We start from the raw sequence: 16,539 nt of genomic DNA on the forward strand, positions 1-16,539 counted from the left end.
GTATCGAACCGATGGAGAACCGATGGAGGAAGACATGACCGAGACAGAGCGCGCCCTTGCGCGCCCGACGTACGAGATCCGGGGCGCGGGAGCACCGGTACTGCTGCTCACGCCGGCCCCGACCGGGCTGCCGGACGAGCCGGATCCCGCCGGGATCCTGCCGCCCGGCTTCCAGGCGATCGTTCCCCACCCGCGGCACACGGGGCACGGTGCCGCACCCCTGGAGCCGTTCTCCTACGAGATTGCCGCGGCCGACCAGTTGGCGGTCCTGGACGAGCTCGACGTGCGGCAGACACAGGTGGTGGCGGTGGGAACGGCCTGCGCCCAGGCGTGGCGGCTGGTCCAGGAGGCCCCGGAGCGGGTGCGGTCCGTGGTCTGTGTGGAGCCCGCCGGTCTCGCGGACTCCACGGGGCACGGCGCGTTCCACCCGGCGTTCGACGAGGCGATGCGCGTGGCCCGTGCGTCGGGGATCGCCGGGGTGCTCGCCCTGGCCGAGCGGGACGGCGACTTCGCACGGAACCCGGGCGCGGGGCCGTTCGCGCGGACCCTGCACGACCGGGTCGAGTCCCGCGCTGAGCTGATTCGACTGAGCGTCGAGCGCTACGTGGTGCTCTTGGGCCGGTTCCGGGACGGGCTGTGGCCCACCGGATCTCCGTACTTCAGCGTCCCGGAGGAGTGGATGAGGCGGTTCCCCGTATCCCTGGCGGTGGTGTCCGGCAGCGACCGGCCGCTGCCCGGCGGGTTCGCCGAGCGGCTGTGCAGGGACGTGCCGGGCGCCCGCCTCTCCGGGCCCGGCACCGCGCAGGTGGCGGCCTTCCTGACCGAGCACTCCGCAAGCCCCGTGCACGCCGCGAGCTGAGAAGAGGGAACCGATGCTGAGCCTCGACACCATCGACATCACCGACGAGCAGTCGTACGCAGAGAACGGCTACCCGTGGCGGGAGTGGGACTTCCTGCGCCGGGAGGCCCCGGTCTTCTGGTACCGGCGGCCCGGGTTCGAGCCGTTCTGGGCCCTGACCAAGCACGAGGACATGGCGTGGGTGTCACGCAGCCCCGAGATCTTCTCCAGCGCACAGCGCGTCTCGGTCAACTCCCTCGACATCGCCGACATGTTCGCCAAGGACCGCGAGCAGCGGGCCGCGCTGCTCGGCCACGACCCGGCCGAGGCCCAGTCGCTGACCTGGATGGATCCGCCGCTGCACCATCAGATACGGCAGATCATGAGTCCGGCGTTCATGCCGAAGGCGATGGCCGCGCTGGAGGACCGGTTCTCGACCGAGGCCGACGCGCTCGTGGAGGAGTTCCTGGAGCTCGTCGACGAGCGCGGCTCCGCGGACGTCGCCAACCAGCTGGCGGCGAAGCTCCCGGTGGCCGCGATCTGCGAGCTGCTCGGCGTGCCCGTCGAGGACCGCGAGAAGCTCTATCTCTGGACCGTCGGCACGATGAGCGGCTCCGACGAGGCGAGCGTGCAGGACACGTTCATGAGCAACGTCGGCGAGATCATGGGTTACCTGACGGGCCTGGTGCAGCAGCGCATGGCCGACGGGGGCAGTGGCGGCACCGACGTGGTGAGCAGGCTCGCCGCGGCGGTCGTGGAGGACCGCAAGCTGCCGTTCTCCAACCTCCTCAACCAGACCTCGGAGCTCCTTTTCGCCGGCAACGGCACCACCCGCAACGTCATCGCGGGCGGTATCCGGGCACTGCTCGAACACCCCGATGAGCTGCGCAAGCTCCGCGAGGACCCCGGTCTGCTCGACGCGGCGGTGGAGGAGATCCTGCGCTGGACGTCGGTGGCCGTGCACATGGCGCGCACCTGCGTCCAGGACACGGAGATCCGGGGGCAGCGGATCAGGGCCGGCGAGACGGTGGCGATGTTCTTCCCCTCGGCCAACCGCGACGAGGACGTGTTCGAGGACCCGTACCGCTTCGACATCACCAGGCCGCGCAGGACGCACTTCGCGTTCGGTGCCCTCGGCGCGCACTTCTGCCTGGGCTCCAACCTGGCGAAGGCGCAGTTGCGCGCGATGATCCGCGCGGTCGTCCCGGTGCTTTCGGCACTGGAGCTCGACGGCGAACCGGACCTGGTCGCCCCGTACTTCGTGATGGCGGAGTACCGCAGGCTCCGTGTCCGACGCGCGGGCCGCTGACAACCGGAACGGAGTCTGGCCGTGACCACCGAAGGAAGGCACATGGGCGTGAACACGACGGACGCGGCAGGCGCGGCCGGGGCCGCGGACCTCTCGGAGTTCCTGCGCCGCGAGGTCGCCGAGCTGCTCGGGACGGGGCCGCAGGCGGTTGCCCCCACCGTGGCGCTGCGCGACCTCGGCGTCGACTCGCTCGGTGTGACACGGCTGGCCGCCGCCCTTTCGGGGCGGCTGGGCCGCCCGGTGCCTGCCTGGGTGCTGTGGCAGCACCCGACGGTCGCGGAGCTGGCCGCGTTCCTCGCCGGGGAGGGCGTGGCCACGGCCGCCGCGGGGTCCGTGCGCCGCGGCACGGACGCCGATGAGCCCATCGCGGTGGTCGGTCTCGGCTGCCGGCTGCCGGGCGGCATCAGCACGCCCGAGGCCCTCTGGCAGGCCCTGCTGGCCGGCACCGACGCCGTCGGCGACGTGCCGCAGGACCGCTGGGACGCCGCGGAGTGGGTGGACGAGGACCCGAAGGCGCCGGGCAGGACGACCACCCGCAAGGGCGGCTTCCTGGACGACGTGGCCGGGTTCGACGCCGCGTTCTTCCGGATCTCGCCCGCCGAGGCCGCCCGGATGGACCCGCAGCAGCGGATCGCCCTGGAGGTCGCCTGGTCGGCGCTGGAGGACGCCCGGGTGGTCCCCGGTGAGCTGGCCGGCAGCCGTACGGGAGTGTTCCTGGGCACGATGTGGCAGGAGTACCACCTGGCGACGGGCGCCGACGCGGAGGCGATCGGCTCGCACTCCGCCGTCGGCTGGGACACGTCGATCGTGCCCGCGCGGATCGCCTACGCGCTGGGGCTGCGGGGCCCGGCCATGTCGGTGGGCACGGCGTGCAGTTCGTCGCTGGCCGCCGTGCACCTGGCCGCGAACAGCCTGCGCCTCGGCGAGTCGGACCTGGCCCTGGCGGGCGGCGTCAGCCTGATGCTGCACCCGCACACCACGGTGGCCATGACGAAGTTCGGCGGGATGAACCCGGACGGCCAGTGCCGCGCCTTCGACGCGGGCGCCGCCGGCTACGTCCGGGGGGAGGGCTGCGGTGTGGTGGTGCTGCGCCGGCTCTCGGACGCGCTGCGCGACGGGGACCGTGTCTACGCGGTGCTGCGCGGCAGCGCCGCCAACAACGACGGCGCCTCCAACGGCCTGACGGCGCCCAACCCGGCGGCCCAGGCCGACGTGCTGCGGGACGCCTGGCGGGCGGCGGGCGTCGCGCCCCATCAGGTCGCGTACGTGGAGGCGCACGGCACCGGCACGCCGCTCGGCGACCCGATCGAGGCCGCCGCGCTGGGCGAGGTGTTCGCACCGGGACGCACTGAGCCGCTCCTTCTCGGCTCGGCGAAGACGAACTTCGGTCACCTGGAGCCGGCGGCGGGCGCGCTCGGCCTGCTCAAGACGGCGCTTTCGCTGTACCACGGAGAGCTGCCCGCAAGCCTGCACTTCGAACGGCCGAGCCCCGGGATCGACTTCGCGGGCGGGCGCCTTGAGGTCGTCGCCGGCCGGCGCGGCTGGCCCGACGGCCCCCGGCACGCGGGGGTGAGCGGCTTCGGATTCGGCGGCACCAATGTGCACCTGGCCCTGTCCGAGGCTCCGCACCGGCAGCGCAGGCTGGTCGCGCTCGCCGCGCGGAGCGAGGCCGAACTGGCGGACGGGGTGGAGGAGTTCCTGCGGGAGCGTGGCGGCGCACGGTGGCCGGTGACCACCGCGGGCGCGGGGGCGTACCGGGTGTTCGCCGCGGCGGACGGTGCCGGGGAACTGGCGGACGCGCTGCGTGCGGGTCTGCCGAGCGCTGCCGCGCCGGGTGCCGCGAGGCCGGACGACGCCGTACCGGAAGCTCCGGAAGCCCGGCCCGCGGTCGCTTTCTGCTTCTCCGGGCACGGCTCCCAGTGGCTCGGCATGGGCCGCGACCTGCTGGCCGAGCCGGTCTTCCGGGCCGCGCTCGACGAGGCCGATGCCGCGGTCGGCGCGGTCACCGGGTGGTCGGTGCTCGACGAACTGGTGTCGGGCCGGGGCCCGTTGGAGCGCACCGAGGTGATCCAGCCGGTCCTGTTCTCGCTCCAGGTCGCGCTCGCCCGCACCCTGGAGGCGTGGGGCGTGGTGCCCGACGTGGTGTTCGGTCAGAGCGTCGGCGAGGTCGCCGCGGCCGTCGTGTCCGGGGCGCTGTCCCTGGACCAGGGCGCGCATGTGATCGGCGTCTGGTCGCGGCTGGTGGCCGAACGGGCGGTCGGGCTCGGGACGGTCCTCGTCTGCGAGCTGGACCCCGAGGAGGCCGCTGCCCGCACGGCGGGCCGGGTCACGGTGGCGGGTGTCCTCTCCCCCGGCCAGGTCTGCCTCTCGGGGGCCGCCGCCGCTGTCGAGGAGGTGGAGCGTGAGCTCTCCGAGGCAGGCGTACGCACCCACCGGGTCGCGATCGACTACCCGTCCCACAGTGTCGAACTGGAGCCACTGCAGGCGGAGTTGGTCAGCAGGCTCGGCGAGCTGCGGCCCGCCGAGGCCACCGTGCCGTTCCTGTCGAGCGTCACCGGCGCCCCGGTGCCGGGCACCGCTCTGGACGCGCAGTACTGGGCGTCGAACATGGCACGCCCGATGCTGCTGCACGACGCCGTGACCCAGCTGGACACCGACCGGGCGCTGCGGGTCGTCGAAGTCTCCCCGCACCCCGTGCTGACCCGGTCCCTGGAGCGCTCCCTCGCCGGCGCCGGGGCACGCGACGCCCGGGTCCTTGCGACCTGCCGCCGCGACCGCCCCGCCCGGCAGAGCCTGGAGGAGCTCGTCGGCGCGCTGTGGCGCGACGGCGTGCCGGTGCACTGGGCGGCCCTGGGCGACACGTCCCACGACCCGGCCGGGCCGTGGCCCTGGCCGCTCTCGGCCAGGACCGGAGCGGGGGTGCGGGCGCAGGCCGCGGCACTGCACGCGCATCTCGTGGCCCGTCCCGAACTGTCACCGGCCGACGTCGGCCACTCGCTGGCCACCACCCGTACCGTCTTCGAGCACCGCGCCGCCGTCGTGGCCGATGGGCGCGACACCCTGCTCGCGGGCCTGGCCGCTCTCGCGTCGGGGGCCGAGGCCGCCGGTGTGGTCACCGCCTCGGGCCCCGCGGAGCAGGGCGCCACGGAGGCCGGGCCGGTCCTCGTCTTCCCCGGCCAGGGCTCCCAGTGGGCCGGCATGGCGCGTGAACTCCGCGACACCTCACCGGTGTTCGCCGCGGCCTACGCCGCGTGCGCGCGGGCCCTCGAGCCCTTCGTCGACTGGGATCCCGCCGAGGCGGTCGACGACGCGGAGGCCCTGGAGCGCGTCGACGTGGTGCAGCCCGTGCTGTGGGCCGTGATGGTCTCGCTCGCCGAGCTGTGGCGCGCCCATGGGGTGCGCCCGGCCGTCGTGGTGGGCCATTCGCAGGGCGAGATCGCGGCGGCCTGCGTGAGCGGCGGGCTGTCCCTGGAGGACGGCGCCCGGGTGGTCGCGCTGCGCAGTCAGGCGATCGCCCGCTCGCTTGCCGGACTCGGCGGCATGGTCTCGGTGGCGCTGCCCCGTCAGGAGGCGGAGCTGCTCGCCGCGCGGTGGGACGGCCGCGTCTCGGTGGCCGTCGTCAACGGGCCCGGTCTCACCGTGGTCTCCGGCGCGCCGGACGCGCTGGACGAGCTGATGGAGACCTGCGCGCGACGCGGCGTACGGGCCAAGCGCATCGCGGTCGACTACGCCTCCCACTCGGCGCAGGTCGACACGATCCGCGACGAGCTGCTGGAGGCCCTCGCACCGATCCGGCCGCGCACCGGCGACACCGTCTTCTTCTCCACGGTCACCGGCGCGCCCCTCGACACGGCGCTCCTCGACGCCGAGTACTGGTTCCGCAACCTGCGCTCGACGGTGGAGTTCCGTACCGCGGTCGAGGAACTGGCCGCGCGGGGGCACCGGCTGTTCGTCGAGGCCAGCCCTCATCCCGTACTGACCCCAGGCATCGAGGAGACCGTCGGCGACCGCGGGGTGAGCGCGCTCGGCAGCCTGCGCCGCGACAACGGCGGTCCCGCCCGCTTCCTCACCTCGCTGGCCGAGGCCTTCGCGCGCGGCGCCCGGGTCGACTGGACCCCGGCGTTCCCGGGGGCACGGACGGCGGACCTGCCCCCGTACGCCTTCCAGCACCGGCGCTACTGGCTCGACCCGGTGGGCGGCACACGGGACGCACGGCCCGGCTCGGCGGACGACGCCGAGTTCTGGACGGCCGTGCGGCGCGGCGACCTGGACGCCCTCACGTCCGCCCTTGACGCCGACGGCACGACCCCGCTGGCCGAGCTGCTCCCGGCGCTCGCCGGATGGCACCGGCGGCAGCGCGGCGCGTCCGAAGTGCGCGACTGGCGCTACGAGATCACCTGGAAGACCCCGAAGGGCGGGGCCGATCCGGTCGGCCCCGCACCCATGGGCCCGTGGCTGGCCCTCGTACCCAGCGAGGAGCATCCGTTCGCCGCGGCGGCCCTGAGCGGGCTGACCGCCGCCGGGCTCGACCTGGTGCCGGTCGTCTGCGGGTACGGCGAGGACCGTGCGCCGCTGGCCGAGAAGCTCACCCGGGCAGCGGCCGGGCGGGCCGTCGGCGGGGTGCTCTCGCTCCTCGCACCGGACGGTTCGGCACCGGACGGTTCGGCACCGGACGGTGCGGCACCCGCCGCCGGCGCGGAAGCCCCGGCCGGATACCTGGGCACGCTGCGGGCCGTCCAGGCGCTGGGCGACGCGGGCATCGGCGCGCCGTTGTGGTGCGTGACCCGCGCGGCGGTACGGGCCGGGTCCGCCGACCGCTCGGTCGACCCTGCCCAGCGCATGGTGTGGGGGCTCGGCCGGGTGGCCGCGCTCGAACACTCGGACCGCTGGGGCGGCCTGGTGGACCTGCCGGCCGACGAGGACGCACAGCAGTGGCGGCGCCTTGCCGCCCGGCTCGGCGCGCCGGGCGGCGAGGACCAGCTCGCCGTGCGCGCCGACGGCGTCCGGGTCCGCCGCCTGGTGCGGTCCGGCGCCGCGCCCGCCACCGCCTGGCGGCCGCACAGCACCGTGCTCCTCACCGGCGGCACCGGCGCGCTCGGCGTCCGGCTCGCCCGCTGGCTGGCCGCGCGCGGCGCACAGCGGCTGGTGCTGACCAGCCGCCGGGGCGCCGACGCCCCCGGCGCACAGGAACTCGGGGCCGAACTGCGCGCCCTGGGCACCGAGGTGGTCTTCGAGTCCTGCGACGTCGCGGACCGTGAGCAGCTGCGCGGCGTCCTGGAACGCATCCCCGCGGCCGTACCGCTGACGGCGGTCCTGCACACGGCGGCCGTCCTGGACGACGCTGTCGTGGCCGCGCTCGACGCCGACCAGGTGGAACGCGTACTGCGGGCCAAGGTCCGGGGCGCGGTCAACCTGCACGAGCTGACACAGGATCAGAACCTGTCGGCGTTCGTGCTGTTCTCCTCCTACGGGGCCACCGTCGGCATCCCCGGTCAGGGCAACTACGCACCGGCCAACGCCTTCCTGGACGCGCTCGCCGAACGGCGCCGGCTGGCGGGGCTGCCCGCGACGGCGGTCTCCTGGGGCGCCTGGGGCGGTGGCGGCATGGCCCGGACCACCGTCAAGGGTGTCCTGGAGCGGCACGGGGTGCCCGAGATGGACCCGGAGCTCGCACTCCTCGCGCTGCAGCAGGCCATCGACTCGGGCAGGCCCTGCCAGACCGTCGCCGACGTGCGCTGGCAGCGCTTCCTGACCGCGTTCACCGCAGCACGCCCGGCCCCGCTGCTCGCCGACCTGCCCGACGTACGCGACATCACTGCCGCCGCGGGGCCGTCGGAGACACCCGAAGCCTCCGCTCCCGACCTGCGCCGGCGACTGACAGAGCTGCCGGCCGGGCAGCGGGAGCGGGCCCTGCTCGACGTCGTGTGCGCGCACACCTCGGCCGTCCTCGGCTTCGGTCCCGACGAACCGCTGGATCCCGCACGGGCGTTCAAGGAGATCGGCTTCGACTCCGTGACCGGGGTGGAGCTGCGCAACCGGCTGGGCAGGGAGACCGGGCTGCGGCTGCCCGCCACGCTCGTCTTCGAGTTCCCGACGCCCACCGCGCTGGCCGCCGAGCTGCTCGCCGAACTCGCACTCGGGGCCGACGGCTCCACCGGCTCCGATGGTTCCGACGGCACGGGACTCACTGCTCTGGAGGGCGCCGCCGACGCCCTCGGCGCGGCCGGTCTTTCCGGGGCGGAGGCCGAGCGGCTGACCCTCGTGGTGCGGCGGCTCGAAGACCTCCTGGCCCGCGCCGACGGTCCGCCGGAAACGGGCCCGGAAGACGGGCAGGACACCCTCGGCGACGTGTCCGACGACGAGTTGTTCCAGTTCATCGACCAGAGGCTCGGACTCTCCCATGGCGAATGAAGACAAGCTGCGCGAGTACCTCAAGCGCGTCACCGGCGAGCTGAACGCGGCCCAGGAGCGGCTGCGGCAGGTGGCGGACAAGGAACGTGAGCCGATCGCCGTGGTGGCGATGAGCTGCCGGTTCCCCGGCGGTGTCACCACCCCGGGGGACTTCTGGCAGGTCCTTGCCGACGGCCGTGAGACCCTCGGCGCCTTCCCCGAGGGACGGGGCTGGAACCTGCCCGGACTGTACGACCCGGACCCGGAGACCCCGGGGACCGTGTACACGGACGCGGGCGGTTTCATCGAGGGCGCCGAGGAGTTCGACGCGGGCTTCTTCGGGATCTCGCCGCGCGAGGCGCTGGCGATGGACCCGCAGCAGCGGCTGCTCCTCGAGGGCGCCTGGGAGGCGTTCGAGCGCGCGGGCATCACTCCCACGGCGGCCAAGGACCGCGTCACCGGCGTGTACGTCGGGACGAACGGCCAGGACTACGGCTCCCTGATCACCGGGCACGGAACCGAGGGCCACGCCCTGACCGGCGGCGCGGCCAGCGTCCTCTCGGGCCGGATCTCGTACGCGCTCGGCCTGGAGGGCCCGGCCGTCACCGTCGACACCGCCTGCTCGTCGTCGCTGGTCACCCTGCACCTGGCGGTCCAGGCGCTGCGCCGCGGCGAGTGCTCGCTGGCCCTGGCGGGCGGGGCCACCGTGATGGCCACCCCGCAGCTCCTGATCGAGTTCAGCAGGCAGCGCGGGCTCTCCCCCGACGGCCGGTGCCGTGCCTTCGCCGAGGACGCGGACGGCACGGGCTTCGCCGAGGGCAGCGGTGTCCTGCTCCTGGAACGGCTTTCCGACGCGCGCCGCAACGGGCACCCGGTGCTCGCCGTGGTGCGCGGCAGCGCGATCAACCAGGACGGCGCGAGCAACGGCCTCACCGCGCCGAACGGCCTGGCCCAGCAGCGGGTCATCCGCGCCGCCCTGGCGGACGCGGGTCTTTCGCCCGCCGACGTCGACGTGGTCGAGGCGCACGGCACGGGGACCCGCCTCGGCGACCCCATCGAGGCCCGCGCACTGCTCGCCACCTACGGCAGGGCCCACCGGGACGGACAGCCGCTGTGGCTCGGCGGCGTGAAGTCCAACATCGGGCACACCCAGGCCGCCGCGGGCGTCGCAGGGGTGATCAAGATGGTGCAGGCGATGCGCCACGAGGAGCTGCCGCGCACCCTGCACGCGGCCACGCCGACCTCGCACGTCGACTGGGCGCAGGGCGGTGTCCGCCTCCTTGCCGAGCCGGTGTCCTGGCCCGCCGGGGAGCGGGTGCGCCGGGCCGGTGTCTCCTCGTTCGGCATCAGCGGCACCAACGCGCACGTGATTCTGGAGGAGGCCGGGGAGGAGGCGCGGGAGGGGGCCGGGGAGCCGGTTCCCGCTGTGCCCAAGGGCGCCACGTCGGAGAGCGCCACGTCGGAGCCCGCCGCGCATGCGGTGGTGCCGTGGCTGCTGTCCGCACGCGACGAGGGCGCGCTGCGCGCCCAGGCCGGCCGGCTGTACGAGGCGCTGGCCGCGGACCCGGCCGCCGGTGCCCTCGACGTGGCCCACGCGCTCGCCACCACCCGTGGCACCTTCGAGCACCGGGCTGCGGTGTACGGCTCGGGACGCGAGGAACTCCTCGCCGGGCTGCGGGCGCTGGCCGACGGCACGCCGTCGGCGGGCACGGTGTCCGGGACGGCGCTCGGCGGCCGGACCGCGCTGGTCTTCCCCGGTCAGGGCACCCAGCGTGCGGGCATGGGCAAAGAGCTGTACCGGACGCACCCGGTCTTCGCCACGGCCTTCGACGAGGTGTGCGCGCTGCTCGATCCGCTGCTCGAACGCCCGCTTCGCGAGGTGGTGTTCGCCCCCGTCGGCACACCGGAGGCCGTGCTGCTCGACCAGACGGGCTTCACCCAGCCCGCTCTGTTCGCGATCGGGGTCGCCCTGCACCGGCTCGTCGCGTCGTGGGGTGTCACGCCCGACTACGTGATGGGGCACTCGGTCGGCGAACTGGTGGCCGCGCACGTCGCCGGGGTGCTGTCCCTGGCCGACGCGTGCACCCTGGTGGCCGCCCGCGGACGGCTGATGCAGGCACTTCCCGCGGGCGGGGCGATGCTCGCGGTCAAGGCCGCCGAGTCCGATGTCCTCGCGCTGCTGGCGCAGTTCCCGGACGAGGTGGGACTCGCCGCCGTGAACGGCCCCGGCGCCGTGGTGGTGTCGGGCGGCGCCGAGGCCGTCGGCGCACTCGCGGCGCGCTTCGCCGAGCAGGGGGTCAAGACGCGCGGGCTCACCGTCTCGCACGCCTTCCACTCGCCGCTGATGGACCCGATGCTCGCCGAATTCGCCGAGGTGGCCGAGCAGTTGACGTATCACGCACCGACGGTGGGGCTGGTCGGCAACGTGCCGGGCCAGGTCGTCACCGACGAGGTGCGCACCCCCGACTACTGGGTACGCCACGTCCGCGAGGGAGTGCGCTTCGCCGACGGCGTCCGCGCCCTGCGGGACGCGGGAGTGACCCGTTTCCTGGAGCTCGGCCCGGACGGCGTGGGCGCGGCGATGATCCAGGACTGCCTGGTGGAGCCGGGCGACGAGAGCGGCACCGGCGTCGTGGCGGCCATGCGCAGGGACCGGCCGGAGGCGGCCGTGCTGACCGGTGCCATCGCCCAGGCCCATGTCCACGGCATCGGGGTGGACTGGGAGGCGTTCTTCGCGGGCGCCGTCACCCGCCGCGTGGACCTTCCGACGTACCCCTTCCAGCGGCACCGCTACTGGCCGGAGCCGGCCGGCCCCGTGCTCGACGCCGACGCGATGGGCCTGCGGGACGCCGGGCACCCGTGGCTCGCCGCGCACACCGTGCTCGCGGACGGCGGCGACGTGTTCACGGGGCGCATCTCGCTGGCGGAACAGCCATGGCTCGCCGACCACGCGGTGTTCGGGGAGGCCGTGCTGCCCGGCACCGGCCTGCTGGAGCTCGCCTCGGCGGCCGCCCACCGCGTGGGAGCGGCCGGGGTCGAGGAGCTCACGCTGGTGGCGCCGCTCGTGCTGCCCGCGAACACCGCGGTGCACGTGCAGGTGAGCGTCGGCAGTGCGACCACGGCTGACGGTGCCCGCACGGTGACGGTGCACAGCCGCCGCGCCGACGGGCCCGGTGAACCCGGTGAGCCCGGGGAGTGGGTCCTGCGGGCGACGGGTGAACTGGCCGAGCAGCCGGCCCGGCAGGACGCCGCGCACTTCGACGAACTGGCCCAGTGGCCGGTGCCCGGAGCCCACCCGATCGGCATGGACGGCTTCTACGAGGACTTCGCGGCGCAGGGCGTCGCCTACGGCCCGGCGTTCCGGGGCACCCTCGGGCTGTGGCGCCGCGCGGACACCGCGTACGGCCTGGTGCGGCTGCCCGAGGGCACCCGTGCCGACGGATTCGGCCTCCACCCCGCGCTCCTGGACGCGGCCCTCAACGTGATGATGGCCGTGGCGGCCGATGTCGCCGGGGGCGAGAGCGTGGGGGGCGACGGTGCCGGGGCCGAGGACTCCGGGGCCGACGGTGTGCTCCTGCCGTTCGCCTGGACGGGCGTCGAACTCCACGCGACGGGCGGCAGCGAGCTGCGCGTGCGCGTCGACGTCGAGCCCACCGCCGACGGCTGGCGACTCGCGGCGGCCCTCGCCGACGCCACGGGTGCTCCGGTGGCCCGGATTCGTGCGCTCGAACTTCGGCGCGCCACCGCCGGGAGCATCAAGGCGGCGGCCGGGCCGGGGACGCGCGACCTGTACCGCGTGGAGCACCGGCCGGTGGCCGTGCCCCTGCCCGAGGGGCGGGCAGCCGGTCCGGACACGGTGGTCCTGGCTCCGACGGACACGCTTGCGGACGCGCTGAAGGACACGCTCCCCAAGGCGCCGGGTACGCCGCCCGTACGTCGCTTCTTTGACCCGGACGCCCTGCGTTCGTCCCTCGACGAGGGCGCCCCGGCACCCCGGCGGATCCTCATCGAGGCCGCGCCGGTGCCGGACCTGGAGGTGCCCCGGGCCACGGGTCTGATGCTGGAGACGCTGCGCCTGCTGCTGGCCGAACCGCGCCTGCGCGAAACCGAGTTGATCTGGGTGACCGGCGCCACCGGCCCTGCCGAACCGGACGCGGGGCTCACCGCCGCCTTGCGCGGGCTGCTGCGTGCCGCCCGCGGCGAGCACCCCGACCGGATGCTGCGCACCGTGGAACTCGACGGACCCGTCTCGTCCGCCGGGCCGACCCTCGCCGCAGCCCTGGCCGTCACGGACGAGCCCGAACTGGCGCTGCGCGGGGCCGAGTTGTCCGCACCGCGGCTGGTCCGCGCGGAGGCGGAGAGCGCCGTCGACGAGGCGGCGACCGCGCCCCCGGAGGGTTCGCCCCTCGACGCGGAGGGTTCGCCCATAGACCCGGAAGGCACCGCGCTGATCACCGGCGGCACCGGCGAACTGGGCCGGGCGGTCGCCCGCCATCTCATCGACCGGCACGGCGTACGCCACCTGGTGCTCGCCTCGCGGCGCGGCCCCGAAGCGCCGGACGCCGACGCCCTCGTACGCGAACTGACCGTGGCCGGGGCGCTCGACGTACGGCTCGTCGCCTGTGACGTGGCGGTCGAGGAGGAGGCCGCGGCACTGCTGGCCGCCGTGGATCCGGCACACCCGCTGACGGCGGTCCTGCACCTGGCCGGTGTCCTCGACGACGGCCTGGTCGAGGACCAGACACCGGAGCGGCTCGAGCGTGTCTTCGCGCCGAAGGTGCTGGGCGCGCTGCGGCTCGACGCGCTGACCCGGGACCTCGACCTCGCCGCGTTCGTGCTGTTCTCCTCGGCGGCGGGGGTCCTCGGCACGGCGGGCCAGAGCACCTACGCCGCCGCCAACACGGTCCTGGACGCCGTGGCGGAGCGCCGCCGCGCCGCGGGCCGCACGGCCACCAGTCTCTCCTGGGGGCTGTGGAGCCAGGCCGGTACGGGAATGACGGCTCACCTCGGCCGGGCCGAGCTGTCCCGGATGCGACGCCAGGGCATCGCCGCGATGCCCGTCGACCAGGGGCTCGCGCTTCTCGACGCCGCCCTGCGACGGCCCGAGGCACACCTCGTGCCCCTCCGTCTCGACCTCGCCGCGGCCGGCCGGAGCGCGGCGGAGGACGGTGACGTCCCGGCGATCCTGCGGGCGTTGGTCCGGCCGGGCCTGCGCAAGGCGACCGCCGAGGCCCCGGGCGTGGCCACCCTCCGCGAGCGCCTCCTGCCGCTGCCGCCCGAGCAGCGGACCAAGACGGTCACTTCGGTGGTGCTGCGGGAGACGGCGGTGGTCCTCGGCCTCGACGACCACCGGCACGTGGCACCCGGCCAGGTCCTGAAGCAGCTGGGGCTCGACTCGTTGATGGCGGTGGAACTGCGCCGCCGGCTCTCGACCGCGACCGGTGTCTCCCTGCCGTCCACGCTCGCCTTCGACTACCCGACACCGGGCGAGATCACGGACCTGGTGCTCTCCCGCATGGAGTTCACCGAGTCCACCGGGGCGGCGGAGCAGCAGGCGGGCGAGGACGCCGGCCCCGTACTGAACTGGGTCCTTGACCGGCTGTCCCCGGAGGAGCTGCGCCGCAGCGGCCTGCTGGACCGCATGGTCGAACTGGCCCGGCACGCCGACGACGCGTCGCGCACACACACCGGTACCACGGCCCCGGCCACAACCGCGGCCACGGCCACGGCCATCGAACCCGCCGTCCGGCTTCCGGAGGAGCGGTCTCTCGACGACATCAACGCGGAACTCGACGCACTCCTGACGGCGGTGAGCGACGACGCGCGGTGACACCGCACCATGCCCCCGCCGCCCGACGGACCGCCGGGCCGACGTGACTCCGGCCCGCACCACCGCCCCACGTCAACGCCTCGCGTCACTGCCCCGCGCGTTGCGCCACTTGACCGCCCTGCCCGGCAACCTGCCCAGAAAGGCTTGACCGATGAGCACTACGCCCCCTGACCGGATGGAAGCCGCACTGCCCGCAATCCGCCAACTGCAGAAGCGGGCGGCGGACCTGGAGGCTCAGCGCACCGAGCCGATCGCGGTCGTGTCGATGGCGTGCCGGCTGCCGGGCGGGATCGACACGCCGGAGGCCTTCTGGGATCTGCTGGCCGGCGGGGGCGAGGCGATCGGTGACCTGCCCAAGCGCTGGGCGGGTCTGGACATCTACGACGAGGACCCCGAGGCGGTAGGCAAGAGCTACGCCCGCGAGGGCGGGTTCCTCACCGATGTCGAGGGGTTCGACGCTTCCTTCTTCGGCATCTCGCCGCGCGAGGCGCAGTCGATGGACCCGCAGCAGCGGCTGGTCCTCGAGACTTCCTGGGAGGCGCTGGAGCGTGCGGGCATCCGCCCCGAGACGCTGACCGGGAGCCGTACGGGCGTCTACCTCGGCACCATGAGTTCCGACTACAACGGACTGCACCACCACGATCTGGACGTCCTCGACGGTTATGTGAACTCGGGCAACGCGAGCAGTGTGGTCTCGGGCCGCGTCTCGTACTCGCTCGGCCTGCAGGGCCCCGCCGTCTCGGTGGACACCGCCTGCTCGTCTTCGCTGGTGGCGATGCACCTGGCGATCGGGGCGCTGCGGACCCGGGACTGCGAACTCGCCCTGGTCGGTGGTGTGACCGTGATGTCGACGCCTGCCACGTTCGTGGAGTTCTCCCGCCTCAAGGGGCTCTCTCCCGACGGGCGTTGCAGGAGCTTCTCCGATGACGCGGACGGCGTGGGCTGGGCGGAGGGTGCGGGCATTCTCGTCCTCAAGCGCCTGTCGGCGGCCCAGCGTGACGGTGACCAGATCCTCGCCGTCATCAAGGGTTCGGCCGTGAACCAGGATGGCCGCAGCCAGGGCCTGACCGCCCCCAACGGCCCCTCCCAGCAACGAGTGCTGAAGGACGCCCTGGCTTCGGCCCGACTGGGCACCACTGACATCGACGTGATCGAGGCGCACGGTACGGGTACGACGCTGGGTGACCCGATCGAGGCGGGTGCGCTGGCCGAGGTGTTCGGCCCCGGCCGGGATGCCGACCGGCCGCTCTATCTGGGCTCCTCCAAGTCCAACATCGGGCACGCGCAGGCCGCCGCCGGTGTGGCCGGTGTCATCAAGATGGTCCTGGCACTCCAGCACCAGACGCTTCCCAAGACGCTGCATGCCGAGGCGCCCAGCAGCCACATCGAATGGGACGGCAGCGGGCTGGAACTGCTCCAGGACAACCAGCCCTGGCAACGCGGCGAGCGGATACGCCGGGCAGGCGTATCCTCCTTCGGCATCAGCGGCACCAACGCGCACGTCATCATCGAAGAAGCACCCGAGAGGGCCGAGGTCGCCGAAGTCGCCGCCGAGGAGGACTCGGGCGGGCCAACTCCCGGGGCAGTACTGCCGGTTGTGGTCTCCGGGCGCACCGAGAACGCCATGCGCGAGCAGGCCGGACGGTGGGCCGACTGGCTCCAGCAACACGACACCGCCGACCTGGGCGCCGTGGCCACCACCGCGGCCCTGCACCGCACACACTTCGATGTGCGGGCCGGGGTCGTTGCCTCAACCGTCGAGGAGGCCGCCGAAGCCCTGCGCGCGCTGGCCTCGGGCGGAACCCACCCCAACGCCGTCACCGGTACGGCCACCCCACGCGGGAAGATTGTGTTCGTCTACCCCGGCCAAGGCAGCCAGTGGCACGGCATGGGCACCGACCTGTACGCCCACAACCCCGCCTTCGCCGAAGCCATCGACGCCTGCGACGCCGCCCTAGAGCCGCACACCGGCTGGTCCGTGCGCCGCGTGCTCACCGACCCCGACCACCCCGACAACCCGCCGCTGGACCGCGTCGATGTCGTCCAGCCCGCCCTGTTCGCCATGGGCATCGCCCTCACCGCCGCCTGGCAGGCACTGGGCATCACCCCCGCCGCCGTCATCGGCCACTCCCAGGGCGAAGTCGTCGCCGCCGTCACCAGCGGCGCCCTCAC

Annotated in this window: 5 protein-coding genes; all 5 read left to right on the forward strand. The window is 74.3% G+C overall.

What is annotated here, in order from left to right:
• Positions 1–34: 34 nt before the first annotated feature.
• Complete coding sequence (locus AB0E78_RS40955) at positions 35–859, forward strand: alpha/beta hydrolase (RefSeq protein ID WP_361844532.1); 825 nt, start codon at positions 35–37, stop codon at positions 857–859.
• A gap of 13 nt (positions 860–872) precedes the next feature.
• Positions 873–2,147, forward strand: coding sequence for a cytochrome P450 (locus AB0E78_RS40960; RefSeq protein WP_361844535.1), 1,275 nt, complete (start codon positions 873–875; stop codon positions 2,145–2,147).
• Positions 2,148–2,168: 21 nt separating this feature from the next.
• Positions 2,169–8,558: an SDR family NAD(P)-dependent oxidoreductase gene (locus tag AB0E78_RS40965; RefSeq protein WP_361844538.1), complete on the forward strand. Its 6,390-nt coding sequence runs from the start codon at positions 2,169–2,171 to the stop codon at positions 8,556–8,558.
• On the forward strand, positions 8,548–14,367 hold the full coding sequence (locus AB0E78_RS40970; RefSeq protein WP_361844541.1) for a type I polyketide synthase: 5,820 nt from the start codon (positions 8,548–8,550) through the stop codon (positions 14,365–14,367). Before AB0E78_RS40965 ends, AB0E78_RS40970 begins: the two co-directional genes overlap by 11 nt.
• Before the next feature lie 151 nt (positions 14,368–14,518).
• A partial coding sequence (locus tag AB0E78_RS40975) for a type I polyketide synthase (protein ID WP_361844543.1) occupies positions 14,519–16,539 on the forward strand: 2,021 nt, incomplete at its 3' end.

This window comes from Streptomyces sp. NPDC032198, assembly GCF_040636975.1.
GTDB lineage: Bacteria > Actinomycetota > Actinomycetes > Streptomycetales > Streptomycetaceae > Streptomyces.

Coding starts and splice junctions, on each gene's coding strand:
- AB0E78_RS40955 (WP_361844532.1), top strand. CDS start 35: ATGACCGAGACAGAGCGCGCCCTTGCGCGCCCGACGTACGAGATCCGG.
- AB0E78_RS40960 (WP_361844535.1), top strand. CDS start 873: ATGCTGAGCCTCGACACCATCGACATCACCGACGAGCAGTCGTACGCA.
- AB0E78_RS40970 (WP_361844541.1), top strand. CDS start 8,548: ATGGCGAATGAAGACAAGCTGCGCGAGTACCTCAAGCGCGTCACCGGC.